Genomic DNA, 18,775 nt, shown 5'->3' on the forward strand with positions numbered 1-18,775 from the left:
TCCGAGCGCCTGGAGGGTGCGAGGAGCCCGCGGCCGCTCATAAGCGGCCGCGGCGAGGCTGGGGAGGTGTGAGATGCGGCGCTGTTCGGGTGGGACTCAAAGGGGCAGCCGCGAGGCGGACGCACGCTCGCTGCGCTCCTCAATCGCTCGTTTCACTCGCTCTTTACGGTGCTTACGTCGCCTGCACCCGCCTCGCGGCTGGGGCTTTGGACGTGTTCACTGTGCCAGCAACAATCATTTATAAGTAATCATCACCAGAAACACAGCGATTCACCGCGCCAGCAACAATATATAAACAGCCGCCAACAACACCACGTATTCACTTATAAACAACCACTCCTCCGAATTGACATACTTACTCCCGCTCTCAATCGGGCGGGATCGTTCAGCGACCAACTGTACGTGAAGTAGAAGATTTTTTCCGCTACGTGGTCCACCAGCGATCAATGGCAGACCCCTCCACAGTCGATTCGGCGGCAACCCCCTACGACATTTCTACGGTCTCGCTCGACGACGACCGCTACGAGGTCAAACAGTCCGCGATTCGGAACAAGTACGTCGTCCGCGACGGCGCTGGCGACGTCGTCCTGCGCGGGAAACAGAAGATGTTCAAAATGAAAGAGGAGTTCCCGTTCCTCACCGGCGACGGCGAGGACGCGTTCACGGTGAAAGCCGGGGGCATCATGGACGTCGCGGGGAACTACGCCATCACGGACGCGGGCACCGGCGAAGCGGTCGTCATCCTCGACGAAGAGTTCTCGCTGTTCGTGGAGAACTGGACCGTTCGAGATCCCGAGACTGGCGAGCCGCTGGCAACCATTCGTTCGAAGAGCAAGCCGCTCGCGGCGCTCCGGCACCTCATCTCCGTTGCGAACCTCGTCCCGAACAAATACGAGATATTCGATGCTGACGGCGACCACGTCGGGGACATTGCGGGCCGGTTCTCGTTGCGGGACGCGTACACGGTCAGTATCGACGACGCCAGCACGATCCCGAGAGAAGCGGTGATCGCGGCCGCATGTGTCCTCGACGCCCTCGAAAACCAGTGAGTTGGGCTCCGAACGAACGACGCCCAGTCAATGCAGTTCGTGTGACGCGTTTCGATCCGCAGCAACGTATTCGCCGAGCGTTCCGTCACAACACTTGCAGGGTGGTGTGTCTCCGAAGCGGAACCCGAAATGAAATTTCCCAGACAGCTACCCGGATCGGTTCGGATCGGACGCGGCAACAACACCATTAACACGTCGGATCGCCATATCTCGGCAGGGACGACATGGATCCATCCTCACCTCCGATTCCCAACGACGATTTCTATCAGACGCTCGTCGAGAACGCCGCGGAGGGGATGCTCACGATCGATGCGGAGAGCAAGATCGTCTACGCCAACGCTGCCGTGGAGGATATTCTCGGATACGCTCCCGAAGAGCTGATCGGGAGTTCGAAGATGAAGATCATCCCGGAGCGCCTCCAGTCGGTGCACGCATCAGCGCTCGGATCCTACGTCCAGACCGGCGAACGAAACATCGATTGGGACGGCATGGAGCTCCCCGCTCGACACCGGGACGGTCACGAGGTTCCGGTGCTCATCAGCCTCCGCGAACACGAACACGGCGGCGAGCAGTACTTCACGGGTATCATCCGTGACATCACGGAGCGTCGGCGGCGAGAAACGCAGCTCCGCGATCAGAAGGACCGGCTCGACGACTTCGCCGACATCCTCACTCACGACATCCGGAACCCGCTCTCAGTCGCACAGGGGTACACCGACCTCGCCCGAGAAGGTCACGACGTTCCCGAGCTGGAGACCGTCTCGGAGTCGCTCGACCGCATCGATAGGCTCGTCGAGGACGTGTTGGAACTCTCGAAAGAGGGGCAGTTCATCGGGGCGACCGAACCCGTGGATATCGAAGCGAGCGTCCGCGAGTCGTGGGCGAGCGTCGACACGCACGACGCGACCCTCCGAATCGATTCCGATCTGAGTGCGGTGGAGGCCGACGAGAGCAGGGTTCGAGAACTCTTCGCGAACCTCTTCCGTAACGCCGTCGAACATGTGGGAAAGGACGTCACGGTTCGTATCGGACGGCTCGACGATGGCGACGGGATCTACGTAGCCGACGACGGGGACGGAATCCCGGAGTCGACGCGCGAATCGGTGTTCGAGCACGGGTACTCGACGGCGATGGGGGGAACGGGATACGGACTCTCGATCGTGTCGCAGATCGCGACCGCACACGGCTGGAATATCTCGGTTACGGAAGGGACGGACGGCGGTGCGCGGTTCGAGATTTCGTTTTGATCGATCGCCCGACGGAATGCGAAGCGCCGGGCAAAGAGGCTATATCCCGTCCGAGAGACGACGCCGATAGATGTTCGTGAGCACTCTCGGAATTCCGCTCATTCCCGTGCTCGTGGGGATCGCATTCCTCTCCGGGGTGGGGATCACGACCGTCGGTCCAGGCGGGATATTCGTGACGATCGCGTTGTACTCGTTGACGGGGATCCCGTCGGGGACGGTCGCCGGAACCGCACACGCGACGTTCGTCGCGACCGGCGTCGTCGGAAGCGCCGCCTACCTGCACTCCGGAGAACTGAAGACCGGCGACGCGCGGGTACTGGTGCTCGTGTTGAGCCTCTCCAGCGCCGGCGGTGCCCTCATCGGCGCGCACGCGAACGCCTTCGTTCCGAGAGCGACGTTCGGGCTCCTGCTCGGCCTCGTCGCGACGGTGACCGGCATCACCATCGTCTATCGCGAGAAACGAGGCCTCAGTCCGCTGTACGAGGTGGATGCGTCGAGCCGAACGGGACGAGTCGCTCTCGGCGTCCTCGGCCTCGCTCTCGGGATCGCGAGCGGCGTGGTTGGCGTCGGGGGGCCGGTGATCGCGGTTCCGGCGCTGATACTGATCGGCGTCCCGATGCTGCCCGCCGTTGCGGTCGCTCAGGTGCAATCGATATTCATCGCGGCGTTCGCGACGGCCGGATACGGCTTCCGCGGGGACGTGTCGGTCCCGCTCGCCGTGCTCGTCGGCCTGCCGTTGCTCGCGGGCGTCGTTGTCGGGTGGCGGGTGGCACACGTCGTGGATCCGAGGAGATTGAAACTCGCATTGGGCGTCGTTCTCATCGTCGCTGGGGCGTATATTGCATTATAAAATGATTACGAAAACAATACTATTTTAAAACATACACGATATTAGATATGTTTGGCGGCGGTCGGCGTTGCGTGAGATACGACCGATGTCTGACTCGAACTCATAAGGAGGATACGTGGCTCGGTATCGCGAAAAATTGATCGGAGAATCGACCGAGGGAGGCGCGATTCTCGTATGTCGAAGCGTCAGTACGCGCGCCGCTAATTGCGAGTGCGCTCGATCGAGTTTCGAGTTGGCGATCGCGAGGCAATCTCGGCACTCATCCCGCTCCGTGCCGTCGTCAGTCCGTATCTCAGCCACTCCGCGAGCCGTCGCGCAGACGGCGCTTGCTCCGATCGTGATGCGTGTCGTTACGGATAAACTACTAGTTAGCATATGTGTGTGGGAAACTGACATAGATATAGATGATCGACCGAGAGCGTGTCAGCCGGGAACCGTCGCTCGCCGCGGGCGACGCGTCACGTCGTACGATCTGGTCGTGTGATCTGGTTCGAATATACGAAACTATCGTGCGGGCCTGTTGTGCGGGCCTGTCGTGTGGGATCTTCTAGCACAACTGCGGACACCGCGATCGCCGGTGACGCCCTCGCGACCGAACGCGTTCGTCCGTCAAACCGGCCCACAACCCTTATTACTCGTCTTCGTCCAGGATCGGTATGGAGAGGCCGAAAACGAAGTCCGTGCGGGCGACGGGGACGTCGATGCGCGTGCTGACCGCGATCGCGGAACACGGGGGCGGCGTCTCGATAGCGGAGCTGGTCGATCGCCTAGAGTTGGCCAAGAGCACGGTGTACAAGCACCTGATCACGCTCGAAGAGCACGGCCTCGTCGTCAACCACGAGGACGGCTACCGGCTCGGCCTCCAGTGCCTGGAGTTCGGCGGGATGGCTCGGCAGTACGACGGGGTCTACGACGTCGCGAAGTCCGAGGTTCACAAACTCGCAGAGGAGACGGGCGAACTCGCGAACCTGATGTTCGAGGAGCGCGGAATCGGCGTCTACGTCTACACCGCCCGCGGCGAGCAGGCGATAACCTTCGACATCCACCTCGGTCGACGCGTGTACCTCCACACGACAGCGCTCGGGAAGGCCCTGCTCGCGAGCCTCTCGGACGAGCGCGTCGACGAGATCGTCGATCGACACGGGCTTCCGGCCCGGACCGACGAGACGATCACGACACGGTCGGATCTGTTCGAGGAGCTCGACCAGATTCGCGAGGAGGGGTTCGCGTACAACGAGGAAGAGCGTCTGGGCGGACTCGGGTGCGTCGGGACCCCGCTCGAAACGGGCGACCGGCGAAACGCCGCGATCAGTATCATGACACCGATCAGTCGCCTGAAACCGGAGGAACAACGCCGCGAGTACACGGAGACCCTCCACCAGACGGCGAACGTGATCGAGGTCAACCTCGCGCACGGGCAGTAACGAACGGTCGAAGTACAATTACAAAAGTAGTAATGTAATATCTGCCGCCGGAGCGCGACGCTCTCGATCGAGTCTCGCCGAACAGGATCGATTACGGACGGCGAAAGTTCGAATATACGAAACTGCCGTCGGAATGCCGATTCGCCCCGAAGCCTCCGTCGCCGGCGCGCGTGAACGCGTCATTCCTGGATGTTTCGTCGAAATAGCTGACCGTTCAGCCGATAGTATGCCGTGGTATTGGAACAATATCCACTCGATATCGAGTGCTCGTCAGCGATCGAGACGCTTCGAGTCATTTCTTCGCAAAAACACGTTCGCAATGACGAAACCGGTAGAGTCGCATCGCGGCGGAAACGGTCGCCGACTCAGGCCACGCGGTTCTTCAGCGGTTCGTCCGACTGGTACCGCTCGACGTTCTCGCTGACCAGATCGGCGATATCGAGGTGGTACCGGTTGGTGGCGGAGCCCTTGTGCGGGGAGATGATGACCTCCTCGAAGTCCCACAGCGGCGAACTGTCGGGTAAGGGTTCGGTCTCGAAGACGTCGAGTCCCGCGCCCGCGATCGCGCCGGCCTCGATCGCGGCGGCGAGGGCGTCCTCGACGACCAGCGGACCGCGGGCGACGTTGATCAGGTAGGCATCGTCGCGCATCACCTCGAACTCCGGTTCCCCGATCAACCCCTCGGTCTCAGGCGTGTGCGGGAGCGCAAGAGCGACGAACCGCGCGTCGGCGATAGCGTCGTGGAGGTCCGACGGATCGAAGATTTCCGACACGCCCGGCACGGGCTCGTCGGACCGGCGGACCCCGACCACTTCCATCCCGAGGCCGTCGGCCCGCTCGGCGATCCCGCGCCCGATCGTGCCGAGGCCGACGACGCAGATCCGTTCGTTCTCCACCGTGAACGGACGCTCGTAGTCGGGGGTGTACCAGTTCCGCTCGTTCTGGTTGTCGCGGTACACGTGGAGGAGTCGCGCGAGCGACACCATGTATCCGATCGCGACTTCGCTAACGGTGGTGTCGTGGATGCCCGTGCTGTTCGTGAGGGGGACGCCCGCCGCCTCGTACGTGTCCGTGTCGAACTCGTCGTAGCCCGCGCGGATGCAGTGAACCCACCCCGCGTCGAGGAACTCCGGCCGCGGCACGTAGGTGGCGACGGCGTCGGTCTCGTCGTAGCTCTCGCCGTCACCGACCAGCTCGGCGTCGATGCCGAGCCCCTCGAACGCCTCGACGAAGGCCTCGGGGGGGATGACGTTCTCTACGGACTCGTGGACGTACAGGTGATCGAGTTGCGCTCGCTCGGACATGACTGGGACGTCGTCGCAGCGGGTTATCAGTCCTTCGGGAGCCGGCAAAAAAAGGTGGCACCCGACCGACCCGACCGAGGCATTCCCGGTGGTGACGATACGGGGCCTCACAGATACTTTTATCTCCCCCCGGACTAGAGTCGACCATATCCGCGAGACAACTAGAGATGAACGTAACTGAAGCCATCGCGCAAGCACTAAAAGAGGAGGGAGTGGAGTACGTATTCGGGTTCCCGAGTAACCCGCTGTTCGACACCGGCGCTGCGGAGGACGCCGGTCTCCGAACGATAATCACCCGTCAGGAACGGACGGCGGTTCACATGGCCGACGCCATCGGCCGGCTCACGTCCGGCGACGACGTCGTCGCGTTCGCCTGCCAGCACGGGCCGGGGACGGAGAACTCTATCGGTGCCGTCGCACAGGCGTACGGCGAGTCCGCGCCGCTCGTGGCGATTCCGGCGGGGTACGACCGAGCCAAGACCGACGTGGATCCGAAGTTCAACTCGCTGGTGAGCTACCAGAGCGTGAGCAAGACCTGCGAGCAGCTCACCGACCCCGACGCGGTCGGGGAGACGTTCCGCCGCGCGTTCACCGCGGCGCGCAACGACCGTCCGCGTCCCGCCGTCGTCGAGGTGCCGAAGGACGTCTTCTGGGAGGACGCGCCCGAGGACTTCGAGTACATCCCGTCGAGCGCCAACCGTGCGGGCGTCGATCCCGACGCGGTCCCGGCCGTCGCCGACGCCCTCGTCGACGCGGAGAACCCGGTTATCTTCGCCGGACAGGGCGTCCACTACGCCGAGGGGTGGGACGAGCTGAAGGAGCTCGCCGAGACGCTCGAGGCCCCCGTCGCTACGAGCCTCAACGGGAAGAGCGCCTTCCCCGAGAGCCATCCGCTCTCGCTGGGGGCCGGCAGCAAGAGCGAACCCGGACAACTCGCGCACTTCCTCGACGAGTGCGACGTGCTCTTCGGCGTCGGCTGCAGCTTCACCGAGACCGCGTACGGGATCACCGTTCCCGAGGGGAAGACCGTCATCCACTCGACGCTCGACCCCACCGACATCGACAAGGACGTCGATTCGGAACTCGCCCTCGTCGGCGACGCGCAGATCGTCCTCGACGCCGTCGGCGACGCGGTGGAATCGCGCGTGGACGACGACCGCGGTCGCTTCGACGACGTCGCCGACGAGATCGCGGCGGTGAAGGGCGACTGGCTCGACGAGTGGGAGGGGAAACTCACGTCCGACGAGACCCCGATCAACCCCTACCGCGTGATCCACGAGATCACGAACGTCGTCGACCCCGCAGAGACGATCATCACGGCCGACGCCGGCAACCCGCGCGACTTCCTCGCGCCCTTCTACGAGACGGACGAGCCGCTCTCGTACATCGGCTGGGGGAAGACGACCCAGCTCGGGTACGGTCTCGGGCTCGCACTCGGTGCGAAGGTCCGGTTCCCCGAGAAGCTCTGTATCAACATCATGGGCGACGGTGCCATCGGCATGACCGGGCTTGACTTCGAAACGGCGGCCCGCGAGGACGCGCCGATCCTCACCATTCACCTGAACAACTACGAGATGGCGTCGTACGACACGCCGTTCAGCGGCGACTTCGCGGACGTCGGCGAGGCCCTCGGCGGCTACGGTGAGCGGGTCGAAGACCCCGAAGAGGTCGCGCCGGCGCTCGAACGCGCCATCGAGAAGACGGAAGAGGGCACGCCGGCCTTACTGGAGTTCATCACCTCGAAGGAGACGGAACTCTCCCGCCCCGACCTCGACTGAGACGACCGACGAACCACGGCGCATTTTTCAGAGCGGAGACGGGGAGAGAGCCCGCATCGACGGTGTCCGGAAGGTGACAAGTACGGAACCGTGTGAATCGATCGTGAGTCGATCGTGAGCCGATCGTCGAGTGCTGGATCGCCGCATTGTCCCTCGGTTCGATATGTTCGGATACGACCGGAGCTGTTCGAACGCCGCCGATTTTGCCTGTCGATTGAACGGATCTGGGACGGCGACCGCGCTGAGAGGCGCGCTGTCGTCGATTCCGAGAGCGAAGCGCGGATCGACCGTGTCGTCCCCGTGAACGCCGATCCGACATATTCGTATCGGTTCGAGGAATCGGCGAGGATCGCCCCCGCGTGGGATGAAACTATCTGCAGGGCGGTCCCCATAAATATAAATACGGCTCGGATAACAGATCGGTATGACACTAGAAGACGACTCATTGGAGTATCACGAGGCCGACCCTCCGGGGAAGATCGAGATCGCGACCACGAAGCCGACCAACACGCAACGCGACCTCTCGTTGGCGTACTCGCCCGGCGTAGCGGGTCCGTGCCGAAAGATCGCGGAATCGCCCGAGAAGGCGTACGACTACACCGCGAAGGGGAACCTCGTCGGCGTCGTCTCGAACGGGTCGGCGGTCCTCGGACTCGGCAACATCGGCGCAACGGCGTCGAAGCCGGTAATGGAGGGGAAGGGCGTGCTGTTCAAGCGGTTCGCCGACGTCGACGTGTTCGACATCGAACTCGACATCGCGGACGTCGACGCCTTCTGTGAGGCGGTCGCCGCGATGGAGCCGACGTTCGGCGGGATCAACCTCGAAGACATCAAGGCTCCCGAGTGCTTCGAGATCGAGGACCGCCTCCAGGGCGAGATGGACATCCCCGTGTTCCACGACGACCAGCACGGTACCGCCATCATCAACGGCTCCGGACTCATCAACGCGGCCGACATCGTCGACAAGGATCTCGGCGACATGAAGGTGGTGTTCTCCGGGGCCGGCGCGTCGGCGCTCGCGACGGCGCACTTCTACGTCTCGCTGGGGGTCGACCCGGACAACATCGTGCTCTGTGACTCGACGGGGATCATCACCGAGGAGCGCGCAGAGGCGGGCGACGTCAACGAGTACAAGCGAGCGTTCGCCCGGGACATCGAGGGCGGCGACCTCGCGGACGCGATGGAGGGCGCGGACGTGCTCGTCGGTCTCTCGGCCGGCGGTATCGTCTCGCCGGAGATGGTCCGCGCGATGAACGACGACCCGATCATCTTCGCGATGGCGAATCCGACCCCCGAGATCGGCTACGATGAGGGGAAGAACGCCCGCGACGACACGGTGATCATGGCCACGGGCCGCTCGGACTACCCGAACCAGGTGAACAACGTCCTCGGGTTCCCGTTCATCTTCCGCGGGGCGCTCGACGTGCGGGCCTCCGAGATCAACGAGGACATGAAGGTCGCCTGCGCGGAGGCGCTGGCGGAGCTCGCTCGCAAGGACGTCCCCGACGCGGTGTTGAAGGCGTACGGCGACGAACCGCTGCAGTTCGGTCCGGAGTACATCCTGCCGAAGCCCGTCGACCCGCGCGTCCTCTTCGAGGTCGCACCGGCGGTCGCGGAGGCGGCAATGGAGTCCGGTGCGGCTCGCGAAGAGGTCGACCTCGAGGAGTACCGGAACGACCTGGAGGCTCGCGTCGGGAAGTCCCGCGAGATGATGCGGATCGTCTTCAACAAGGCCAAACAGGATCCCAAGCGCATCGCGCTCGCCGAGGGCGAAGACGAGAAGATGATCCGCGCGGCCTATCAGCTCTCCGAGCAGGGGATCGCAGAGCCCGTACTGCTGGGCGACAGGGACGCGATCATGGCCACGATCGACGACCTCGGGCTCGGCTACGAGCCGGCCGTCAACGACCCGACGGCCGGCGAGTACGACGAGTACGCGGACCGGCTGCACGAACTCCGCAAGCGCAAGGGAGTCACGCGTAGCGAGGCCGGCGAGCTGGTCCGCACCAACACCAACTACCTCGGTAGCGTGATGGTCGATCAGGACGACGCGGACGCCCTGTTGACCGGGCTGACTCACCACTACCCCTCGGCGCTCCGTCCGCCGCTACAGGTCATCGGGACCGCGGACGACGCCGAGTACGTCTCCGGCGTCTACATGCTGACGATCGGGAATCGCGTGGTGTTCTTCGCCGACGTCACCGTCAACCGCGACACCGACGCCGACGTGCTCTCCGAGACGACGCGACACACCGCGGAGCTGGCGCGGCAGTTCAACGTCGAGCCGCGCGCGGCGCTCCTTTCGTACTCCAACTTCGGGAGCGTCGAGGGCGAGGAGACGCAGGCGTCGCGGGACGCCGCCGCCATGCTCCGTGAGGACCCCGAGATCGACTTCCCGGTCGACGGGGAGATGCAGGCCGACACGGCGCTCGTCGAGGAGATGCTCACCGACACCTACGAGTTCTCCGAGCTCGACGAGGCCGCGAACGTCCTCGTGTTCCCGAACCTCGAATCCGGGAACATCGGGTACAAGCTGCTCCAGCGGCTGGGCGACGCCGAGGCGATCGGCCCGATGCTCGTCGGCATGGACGAGCCGGTCCACGTGCTCCAGCGCGGCGACGAAGTGAAAGACATCGTCAACCTCGCCGCCGTCGCGGTCGTCGACGCACAGCAGCGCGAGTAACCGCGCTCCGTCCTCGCCGCCTTCTCTCATCTCCCTCCTCGTTGTCTTCGCATCTTTCCCGTTCGTTCTCCGTCCACTCTCTCCCCGTTCTCGTCCGTGTCGCGTCCGGCGGTCCGGACCGTCGGAGATCCCTGTTGACGCGTAACATTCATTGTGCAGCCATGCCGAGGGCACGTATCTAGCGAATCGAAGACACATGGGATCTAAAAACACACCAGTCGATCCGTCCACGGACCCTCGGGCGAACTACGATTTCCAGAGCGACGATCGACGCGACTCGGCGCTCGTATCCGACCTCGACGCGCTCGTCGACGGAGACGTGCGGTTCGACGAGTACTCGAAACAGATGTACGCGACCGACGCCAGCGCGTACGAGGTGACCCCCATCGGGGTCGTCTATCCGACCTCCACCGACGACGTCGCCGCCGTGATGGAGTACTGCGCCGACGAGGAGATTCCCGCGTTGCCTCGCGGTGGCGGGACGAGCCTCGCCGGACAGTCGGTTAACGAGGCAATAGTCCTCGATTTCACGCGGTACATGACCGACATCCTCGACGTCGACCCGGAGGCTCGCCACGCCCGGGCCCGGACGGGGATCACGCTCGGCGAACTCAACCGAACCCTCGAACCGCACGGCCTGAAGTTCGCTCCCGATCCGTCGACCGCGGATCGGAGCGCGCTCGGCGGCGCGATCGGCAACAACACGACCGGCGCGCACTCGTTGAAGTACGGCAAGACGGACGCCTACGTGGAGGAGGTCGAGGCGGTGTTGGCCGACGGGAGCGTCGAGACGTTCGGCGAGATCTCGGTCTCGGAGCTTCGCGAGGAGGCCGATCCCGACGGGGTCCTCCTCGAACGGATCTACGCCGAGATCGTGCGGATCATCGACGAGGAGACCGAGGAGATCGAAGACCGGTATCCCGACCTCAAACGGAACGTGTCGGGGTACAACCTCGACGTGCTGATCGAGGAGGCGGAAGCGGGGACCGTCAACCTCGCCAAGCTCCTCGTCGGTAGCGAGGGAACGCTCGCCATCGTCACCGAGGCGGAAGTGAGCCTGGAACCGATTCCGGAAACGAAGGGAGTCGCGCTGCTCACCTACCACGACCTGCTGGACGCGATGGAGGACGTCGGTCCGATCCTCGAACACGACGCGGCCGCGGTCGAGGTGCTCGACGGCGTCCTCGTCGATCTCGCGCGCGACTTGGAGGAGTTCAAGGACGTCATCGGCCTGTTGCCGGACGAGACGGACACGTTCCTGCTGATCGAGTTCTACGCAGACGACGAGGAGGAGGCCAAACGGAAGGTCGACGAGCTCCTCGAAGAGCGAGTCGGCGACCTGGCGTTCGACGGGATGGCGGCGTACGACGAGGAGACCCAGAAGAAGTTCTGGAAGATGCGGAAGGCGTCGACGCCGATTCTGCTGTCGCGGACGGGCGACGAAAAGCACATCGCGTTTATCGAGGACCTCGCGATTCCGCCGGAGCACCTCCCCGAGTACACCAAGGAGTTCAAACAGATATTCGAGGACCACGACACCTTCGGGAGCTTCTACGCGCACGCCGGCCCGGGCTGTATGCACGTTCGCCCGCTGATCAACACGAAGACCGCGGAGGGGACCGAGACGATGGTATCCATCTCCGACGCCGCCACGGATCTGGCGGTTCGGCTCGGCGGGAGCGTCTCCGGCGAGCACGGTGACGGCCGCGCACGAACCCAGTGGAACCGGAAGCTGTACGGCGATCGGCTCTGGAACGCGTTCCGGGATCTGAAGAGCGCCTTCGACCCCGACTGGCTGCTCAACCCCGGGAGCGTCTGCGGCGATCACGACATGAGCGAGAACCTCCGATTCGGGGAGGAGTACGAGTTCGACGCCGGGTTCGAGCCCGCCCTGGAGTGGGAAAACGAGAACGGATTCCAGGGGATGGCCGAACTCTGTCACGGCTGCGGCGGCTGCCGGAGCAGTCAAGACGGTACCGGTGGCGTGATGTGTCCGACGTACCGCGCGTCACAGGAGGAGATCACCAGCACGCGCGGCCGCGCGAACCTGCTCAGGCAGGCGATGAGCGGGGATCTCTCCGAGGACGAACAGTTCGATACGGAGTTCATGCACGAGGTGCTCGACCTCTGTGTCGGCTGTAAGGGCTGTTCGATCGACTGCCCCAGCGAAGTGGACATGGCGAAGATGAAAGTCGAGGTCGAGCACGCACACCACGAGAAGCACGGCGCGGACCTCCGATCCAAGCTGTTCGCCAACGTCGACGCGCTCTCGAAGCTCGGGAGCGCGACGGCACCGCTGTCGAATCTCGGTACCAAGGTCCCCGGCGCGCGGTTCGCCATGGAGAAGGTCCTCGGGATCGCCCGCGAGCGCTCGCTGCCGACGTTCCACAGAGAGACGTTCGTCGACTGGTGGGCGGCCCGCGGCGGATCGGCGGTGGACGAGTCGGCCGCCGACCGCCGCGTCGTCCTCGTGCCCGACACGGTCACGAACTACAACAATCCGAAGGCCGGGAAGGCGGCGGTCGAGGTGCTCGAAGCCGCGGGAGTCCACGTCACGGTCGCCGACGAGATCACCGACAGCGGCCGACCGGCGCACTCGAAGGGGCTGCTCGGCAAGGCGCGAGAGACCGCGGAGGCCAACGTCGCCGCCCTGAAACCACACGTCGACGACGGGCGAGAGGTCGTCGTCGTCGAGCCGTCCGACGCCGTCATGCTCCAGTCCGACTACCTCGACCTGCTGTCGTCCGACGCGGCGGCCGGCGTCGCCGAGAGCGCCTACGGCGTGTTGGAGTACATCGACGCCTTCCGGCTCGACGAGTCGCTCGACGCCGACGGGGCCGCGGAGCGGCTCACCTACCACGGGCACTGCCACCAGAAGTCGGTGAAAAAGGACCACCACGCGGTCGGCGTCCTCCGCCGGACCGGCTTCCGCGTCGACCCGCTGGACAGCAGCTGCTGCGGGATGGCCGGGACGTTCGGCTACGAGGAGGAGCACTACTCGATGAGCCAGGCCATCGGATCGATGCTGTTCGACCGGATCGACGACAGCGACGGCGAGAGCGTCGTCGCGCCGGGCGCGTCCTGCCGGACGCAGATCGGCGACGAGTACGACGAGAAACCGCCGCACCCGATCGAGAAGCTCGCGGACGCGCTCGCGTAGGGCGTGTCAGCGTGCGGGCGCTGTCGAAATTTCGGTCTGCACCCATCGACCTATATAAATAGTGACGAGTGACGGCGGTTGGAGCTTATAAACAACGGAGGCGAGAAAATGGTTTGCGGCCTAGTCGTCGCCGAACGCGCCGTCCGCCCGCCACTCGTCGAGCGTGGTCTGATCGCCGGCGACCTCGGCGAAGACGGACTCCGTGTGCTCGCCGAGTCGCGGCGCGGGCGAGCGCACGATGTCGTCGTGGTCGGGGAAGTTGATCGGGTGTCCCGGGAGGAGGCACTCGCCCCAGTCGGGGTCGTCGTGTTCGACGACCAGGTCGCGCGCGAGAGTCTGGTCGTAGTTGACGACGTCCTCGACGTCGTTGATCGGTCCGCAGGGGAACCCGTAGTCGATGAGTCGGTCGAGCCAGTATTCCGTGGACTCGGCCTCAAATTCCTCCTGGATGATCCCGACGACGGTGTCGGCGTGTTCGAACCGATCGTCGTTCGTCGGGTACTCGGCCAACTCCTCGCGGCCGACGAGCTCGACGAAGGCGTCCCACCGGTCGTCGCTCGGAACGCCGGTGATGATCGCGCCGTCGGCGGTCTCGAACCGCTGGTAGGGTACGAGCGTCTGGTGGGAAGTTCCCTGTGGTCCGGGGACGGACCCGTCCATCGAGTACGACGTGAGGTACTCGTTCATCAGCGTCACGATGGAGTCGAACAGCCCGACGTCGAACTTCCCGTTGAACGACTCGGCGTCTGCTTCGCCGAGGTGTCCACGCTCGTAGAGGCGGGCGAGTAGGCCGATTGCAGTGAACATCCCGGTCGTGAGATCGCCGATCGCCTGTCCGACCTTGACGGGCTCGCCGCCCGCCGGTCCGGTGACGCTCATTATCCCGCCTTCCGCCTGCAGGATGAGGTCGAGACCGGCCTGTTTCTTCCGCGGGCCCGTCTCGCCGTAGCCCTTGATGCTGGCGTACACGATGTCCGGGTTTCGCTCGGTCACGTCGTCGTAACCGACACCGAGCTTGTCAGTGACGCCGTATCCGAAGTTCTCGATGAACACGTCGGCCGTCTCCAGAAGCGACAGCGCCGCCTCGGTGCCGGAGTCGGACTTGAGATCGAGCGTGACGGAGCGCTTGTTCCGGTTGTTCGCCATGAAGTAGCCGGACTTCCCGTCGGGACCGATACCCTGGTGGCGGGCCGGGTCGCCGACGCCGGGGCGCTCGATTTTCACCACGTCGGCCCCCATGTCGGCGAGCAGCGCGCCACAGAAGGGGCCCGCGCGGTGGCCGGTCATCTCCACGACGGTCAGGTCGGCGAGTGGTCCTCCCGTCATTCTTCGTTGAACTTGTCGACGAGCCGCTGCCGTTCGTCGGTCGCGAACTGGTCCCACCAGACCTCGGCCTCGAACTCGCGATTCTCCTGCGGATCCGTCGCGTCCACGGCGTGGTTGATCGCGCGCTTGGAGTTCTTCACCGCAGACCGACCCGTCCCCCGGATCGCCTCGACGATCTCGTCGACCGTCTCGTCGAGCGTATCGCGGGGAACGGCGTGGTTGACGAGGCCGATCCGTTCGGCTTCGTCGGCCTCTATCATCCCGGCCGTGTAGACGAGCTCCTTCGCTTTCGCCTCCCCGACGAGGTCGATCGCCCGCCACGTGGAGTTTCCGGTCGGGATTTGGCCGATGTCGGTGACGGGGACGCCGAACTTCGCGTCGTCCACGGAGATACGCATGTCACAGTACATCGCGAAGATGAGCCCGCCACCGACGCAGTACCCGTTGATCTTGGCGATGACGGGGGCGTGACAGTCGAACGGTTTGCGGTACATCTCGTAGAACAGCTCCTGTCTGTCCCGCTGGCGCGGGTCGTGTTCCTCGGCGGTGCCCGCGTACTCGGAGATGTCGGCACCGGCGGAGAACGCGTCGTCGCCCTCGCCCGTGATCACGACCACGTCGACGGAGCGGTCGAGCTGAATCTCGTCGAACGCGCGGAGCATGTCCAGCATGACCGTGTCGTTGAGCGCGTTGTACACCTCCGGCCTGTGGAATTCGATCGTCGCGACGCCGTCGTCGACGTCGACGGAGATACTGTCGTACGCTGTCTCGCCTACCATGGCTTGTCCTACCATGAAGGGAGTGAAAAGCATTGTGAGTCCCGAAAGTCCGGTGGGCAAACCGTGTCACGTACCAAAGAGTTTACTTGATGTGACCGAATTCCGGAACCATGTCGTACGAGATAGCGACGATACCAGGCGATGGTATCGGTCCGGAAGTCGTCGACGAAACGCTCCCACTCCTTCACGAAGCGGCGTCCCGACACGGCGTCGAGATCGAGTTCACGGAGTACGATTGGGGAACCGAACGATACCTGGAGACGGGGCAGATGATGCCGGACGACGCGCTCGATCAGATCGTGGACGCGGACTCGATCCTACTCGGTGCCGTCGGACATCCTGACGTACCGGACCACATTACGTTACACGGACTGCTGCTGCCGATCCGAAAGGAGTTCAACCAGCAGGTGTGCAAGCGCCCCTCGATCCTCTTCGACGGCGTCGAGAGCCCGCTGCGCGGGTACGAGAGCGGGGACATCGACTTCGTCGTGTACCGCGAGAACACCGAGGGCGAGTACTCGGACGCGGGAGGGCGCGTACACCAGGGATTCGACCACGAGGTGGCCGTACAGAGCGCAGTGCATACGCGCGAGGGGACGGAGACGATCGTCCGAGCCGCGTTCGAGGCGGCGCGCGAGCGCGAGGGACACATGACGAGCATCACCAAGTCCAACGCGCAGGCGTTCAGCATGACCTTCTGGGACGACGTCGTCGAGGACGTCGCCGAGGAGTTCCCCAACGTCGAGGTCGAGTCGCTGCTCATCGACGCCGGGAGCATGGACCTCGTGCGGCGACCGGAGGAGTTCGACGTGTTGGTCGCGTCGAATCTGTTCGGCGACATCCTGACCGACATCGGAGCCATCGTCAGCGGCAGCATGGGGCTCGCACCGTCGGGGAACATCAACGTCGACGACGAGTATCCCTCGATGTTCGAGCCCGTCCACGGGAGCGCGCCCGACATCGTCGGACAGGGGGTCGCGAACCCGATGGCGACCGTACTCTCGGCCGCCATGCTCTTCGAGAATCTCGGCGAGGACGACGTCTCCGACGCCCTCTGGAGTGCCGTTCGAGAAGTGCTCGCGGACGACGACGCCCCCGCGACGCCGGACCTCGGTGGCTCGGCGTCGACGGGCGACGTCGTGGCCGCTATCGAAGACCGACTCTGATCACTCGCTTCGAACCGAGACGACCGGGACGTCGGAGTTCAGCATGACGGACTGCACGACGCTGCCGAACAGCGCCTTGCCGACCGGCGATCGTTTTCTGCCGGCGATGACAAGATACGAAGCGTCGTTGTCCTCGGCGTAGTTGACGACCTCGTCCGCCGGATCGCCGAGGAGCCCAACCGGGGTCGCGTCGTCGGCGGACGACTGATCGATCACTTCCTGTGCGAGATCCTCGGCTATCTCCAAGATATCGTTGGTCGGGATCGAACTCCCGGTGTCGTTCACGCTTGTTCGTTCGAGATCGACGAATTTTGATCGTGTCAGTACGTGGATGACTTCGACGGATTCGTCGAACGCCTCTCCGAGCTTGTGCGCCTCTTCGACAATTTTCGGTGCCCTTTCGGACCGATCGACGGCTGCGACGATCACCATATCAGTCGTATTCACCCCCCTGATATAAAAGATTCCTCCCGAGTGCCGACGTCCCGGACCGACGGCACCGGCCCCGGATCTGTGTCGCACGCCACGCGAGAGCGAACGTGTCAATAGTGAATGAACAAACAGCGATACCGCACTGAGTATCACCGCTCCTGTACGGGCGTACTCGGGTGGAGTCCGGCGATTGAGGGGGAACGATATCCGGACATACCATCAGGGAGAATCCGGTCGGAACTGAGGGAAACATTTATGATATTGCCATCTAATGTCACGCATGGAGACGGCAAAGGCAATACCCCAGTGAGACAGGTACGGGAGAAAGAACCAAAAAACCAAACTGTGACAAGATGACTGAAGAACCAACGGACGACCCGGTCGAATCGAGCGGAAATAATGGACGACGACGGTTCCTGCAGGCAGTCGGAGCCACTTCTGCGGTGACGCTCGCCGGGTGTTCCGGCAACGGCGGCGACGGTGGCGACGGCAGCGACGGTTCCGACGGTAGTGACGGTTCCGACGGCTCAGATGGGAGCGACGGCGACGACGGCTCAGACGGGAGCGACGGCGGAGACGGTGGCGACGGCGACGACGGATGGTCCCCCGACGGGACGGTCCGATACATCGTTCCGTACGACGAGGGTGGCGGAACAGACACGTACGCCCGCGGTATTCAGGAGGGGTTCCAGGAGGAACTCGGCGAGTCGGTACAGATCGACAACATTCCGGGTGCCGGTGGCCTGAACGGGCTCGGCGAGCTCTACCGCGCGGACCCGGACGGCATGACGATCGCCGGGAACGCCGGTCCCCTCGAAGTCGCGCCGCAGCTGCTCAACGAGCCGGACTTCGACATCCGAGACCTCAGCGGTATCGGCGTCTTCGGACGCTCGACGTGGACCCTCGTCGTCAACGAGGAGTACGAAGGCGAGGTCGAGACCTTCGACGACGTCCTCGAGAAGTACGACAGCGGCGAGTGGGAGAACATCGGCGTTCAGTCGTCCGGGAGCTCCCAGGACATCATCGTCCTGCTGTACAAGTACCAGTACGAAGACGAGGTCGGATGGAACTGGCAGAATCGCGTGCAGTTCACCGGAACCGGTCCGGTCGCGCAGGCCGTCGCGAGCGGTGAGGTCCCCTGTGGTATCGGGACCGACGCCGGAACGCAGTCCGTCGTCAACACGGGTCGGATCTACCCCGTGACGACGTTCTTCGGACCCGGCACGGACGTGTACCCCGACATCGACTCCGTCACGGACCTCGGCTACCCCGAGATCGACTTCGTCGGCGGTGTGTGGCGCGGCATGTACGCTCCGCCGGACACGGACCAGGAGATCATCGACTTCTACGCGGACGTGCTGGAACGCACCAGCGAGAACGAGTCCGTGCAGGCGTGGAGCGACGAGACCGGGAACCCGATCGTCTTCGAGGGACCGGACGCCGCGGAAGCGAACTTCGAGGACTCCTTCGCGCAGTACGAGGACCTCGGCGTGCTCGATCTCGTCAACGAACACCAGCCCTGAGCCGATTGGTCCGCAATCGGCGCACAGTGCTTAATTTATTTATACTCGGAGTAC

Annotated in this window: 13 protein-coding genes; 9 read left to right on the forward strand and 4 right to left on the reverse strand. The window is 64.0% G+C overall.

The window, feature by feature from the left end; translation table 11 throughout:
- The first annotated feature begins 446 nt into the window (after positions 1 to 446).
- The 4 genes from ACFQEY_RS10140 (at position 447) to ACFQEY_RS10155 (ending at position 4,570) form a co-directional block, all read left to right on the forward strand.
- Entirely contained in the window at positions 447 to 1,049 is a 603-nt protein-coding gene (locus ACFQEY_RS10140) for an LURP-one-related/scramblase family protein (RefSeq protein WP_379768092.1), read from the forward strand.
- Between the two features lie 224 nt (positions 1,050 to 1,273).
- Positions 1,274 to 2,296 (forward strand): two-component system sensor histidine kinase NtrB, encoded by a 1,023-nt coding sequence (locus ACFQEY_RS10145; RefSeq protein ID WP_379768095.1) that lies wholly within the window; start codon positions 1,274 to 1,276, stop codon positions 2,294 to 2,296.
- Between the two features lie 70 nt (positions 2,297 to 2,366).
- Positions 2,367 to 3,146 carry a sulfite exporter TauE/SafE family protein gene (locus ACFQEY_RS10150; RefSeq protein ID WP_379768098.1) on the forward strand — a complete coding sequence of 260 codons (780 nt, stop codon included), beginning with the start codon at positions 2,367 to 2,369 and terminating at the stop codon, positions 3,144 to 3,146.
- Positions 3,147 to 3,802: 656 nt separating this feature from the next.
- Positions 3,803 to 4,570 (forward strand): IclR family transcriptional regulator, encoded by a 768-nt coding sequence (locus ACFQEY_RS10155; protein WP_379768101.1) that lies wholly within the window; start codon positions 3,803 to 3,805, stop codon positions 4,568 to 4,570.
- A gap of 365 nt (positions 4,571 to 4,935) precedes the next feature.
- On the opposite strand, the gene ddh is transcribed toward ACFQEY_RS10155, so the two are convergent.
- Positions 4,936 to 5,874 carry a D-2-hydroxyacid dehydrogenase gene (gene ddh / locus ACFQEY_RS10160; protein ID WP_379768104.1) on the reverse strand — a complete coding sequence of 313 codons (939 nt, stop codon included), beginning with the start codon at positions 5,872 to 5,874 and terminating at the stop codon, positions 4,936 to 4,938.
- A 146-nt stretch (positions 5,875 to 6,020) separates the two neighbouring features.
- Here ddh and ACFQEY_RS10165 point away from each other — a divergent pair, with 146 nt between their 5' ends.
- The 3 genes from ACFQEY_RS10165 (at position 6,021) to ACFQEY_RS10175 (ending at position 13,495) form a co-directional block, all read left to right on the forward strand.
- Entirely contained in the window at positions 6,021 to 7,652 is a 1,632-nt protein-coding gene (locus ACFQEY_RS10165) for a thiamine pyrophosphate-requiring protein (RefSeq protein WP_379768266.1), read from the forward strand.
- A 424-nt stretch (positions 7,653 to 8,076) separates the two neighbouring features.
- On the forward strand, positions 8,077 to 10,335 hold the full coding sequence (locus tag ACFQEY_RS10170) for an NADP-dependent malic enzyme (RefSeq protein WP_379768107.1): 2,259 nt from the start codon (positions 8,077 to 8,079) through the stop codon (positions 10,333 to 10,335).
- A gap of 196 nt (positions 10,336 to 10,531) precedes the next feature.
- Entirely contained in the window at positions 10,532 to 13,495 is a 2,964-nt protein-coding gene (locus ACFQEY_RS10175) for an FAD-binding and (Fe-S)-binding domain-containing protein (protein ID WP_379768110.1), read from the forward strand.
- Between the two features lie 120 nt (positions 13,496 to 13,615).
- Here the strand turns inward: ACFQEY_RS10175 and ACFQEY_RS10180 are convergent, their stop codons facing one another.
- Positions 13,616 to 14,821, reverse strand: a complete 1,206-nt coding sequence (locus ACFQEY_RS10180) for a CaiB/BaiF CoA transferase family protein (RefSeq protein WP_379768113.1) — start codon at positions 14,819 to 14,821, stop codon at positions 13,616 to 13,618.
- Complete coding sequence (locus ACFQEY_RS10185; protein WP_379768116.1) at positions 14,818 to 15,600, reverse strand: enoyl-CoA hydratase/isomerase family protein; 783 nt, start codon at positions 15,598 to 15,600, stop codon at positions 14,818 to 14,820. The genes ACFQEY_RS10180 and ACFQEY_RS10185 overlap by 4 nt, the downstream gene beginning before the upstream one ends.
- 110 nt (positions 15,601 to 15,710) lie before the next feature.
- Between ACFQEY_RS10185 and ACFQEY_RS10190 the strand changes: the two genes are divergently transcribed.
- Positions 15,711 to 16,766, forward strand: coding sequence for an isocitrate/isopropylmalate dehydrogenase family protein (locus ACFQEY_RS10190; protein WP_379768118.1), 1,056 nt, complete (start codon positions 15,711 to 15,713; stop codon positions 16,764 to 16,766).
- Here the strand turns inward: ACFQEY_RS10190 and ACFQEY_RS10195 are convergent, their stop codons facing one another.
- Positions 16,767 to 17,198 (reverse strand): universal stress protein, encoded by a 432-nt coding sequence (locus ACFQEY_RS10195; RefSeq protein WP_379768121.1) that lies wholly within the window; start codon positions 17,196 to 17,198, stop codon positions 16,767 to 16,769.
- 353 nt (positions 17,199 to 17,551) lie between these two features.
- Between ACFQEY_RS10195 and ACFQEY_RS10200 the strand changes: the two genes are divergently transcribed.
- Positions 17,552 to 18,721, forward strand: coding sequence for a Bug family tripartite tricarboxylate transporter substrate binding protein (locus ACFQEY_RS10200; protein WP_379768124.1), 1,170 nt, complete (start codon positions 17,552 to 17,554; stop codon positions 18,719 to 18,721).
- Positions 18,722 to 18,775: the final 54 nt, after the last annotated feature.

Origin of the sequence: Halorubrum trueperi (genome assembly GCF_042662525.1) — an archaeon.
Lineage (GTDB): Archaea > Halobacteriota > Halobacteria > Halobacteriales > Haloferacaceae > Halorubrum > Halorubrum trueperi.

Bases quoted from the DNA above. Each gene is read 5' to 3' on its own strand.
- ACFQEY_RS10170 (WP_379768107.1), top strand. From the start codon at position 8,077: ATGACACTAGAAGACGACTCATTGGAGTATCACGAGGCCGACCCTCCG.
- ACFQEY_RS10195 (WP_379768121.1), bottom strand. From the start codon at position 17,198: ATGGTGATCGTCGCAGCCGTCGATCGGTCCGAAAGGGCACCGAAAATT.
- ACFQEY_RS10180 (WP_379768113.1), bottom strand. From the start codon at position 14,821: ATGACGGGAGGACCACTCGCCGACCTGACCGTCGTGGAGATGACCGGC.
- ACFQEY_RS10155 (WP_379768101.1), top strand. From the start codon at position 3,803: ATGGAGAGGCCGAAAACGAAGTCCGTGCGGGCGACGGGGACGTCGATG.
- ACFQEY_RS10175 (WP_379768110.1), top strand. From the start codon at position 10,532: ATGGGATCTAAAAACACACCAGTCGATCCGTCCACGGACCCTCGGGCG.
- ACFQEY_RS10150 (WP_379768098.1), top strand. From the start codon at position 2,367: ATGTTCGTGAGCACTCTCGGAATTCCGCTCATTCCCGTGCTCGTGGGG.
- ACFQEY_RS10200 (WP_379768124.1), top strand. From the start codon at position 17,552: ATGACTGAAGAACCAACGGACGACCCGGTCGAATCGAGCGGAAATAAT.
- ddh (WP_379768104.1), bottom strand. From the start codon at position 5,874: ATGTCCGAGCGAGCGCAACTCGATCACCTGTACGTCCACGAGTCCGTA.
- ACFQEY_RS10190 (WP_379768118.1), top strand. From the start codon at position 15,711: ATGTCGTACGAGATAGCGACGATACCAGGCGATGGTATCGGTCCGGAA.
- ACFQEY_RS10145 (WP_379768095.1), top strand. From the start codon at position 1,274: ATGGATCCATCCTCACCTCCGATTCCCAACGACGATTTCTATCAGACG.
- ACFQEY_RS10140 (WP_379768092.1), top strand. From the start codon at position 447: ATGGCAGACCCCTCCACAGTCGATTCGGCGGCAACCCCCTACGACATT.
- ACFQEY_RS10185 (WP_379768116.1), bottom strand. From the start codon at position 15,600: ATGGTAGGCGAGACAGCGTACGACAGTATCTCCGTCGACGTCGACGAC.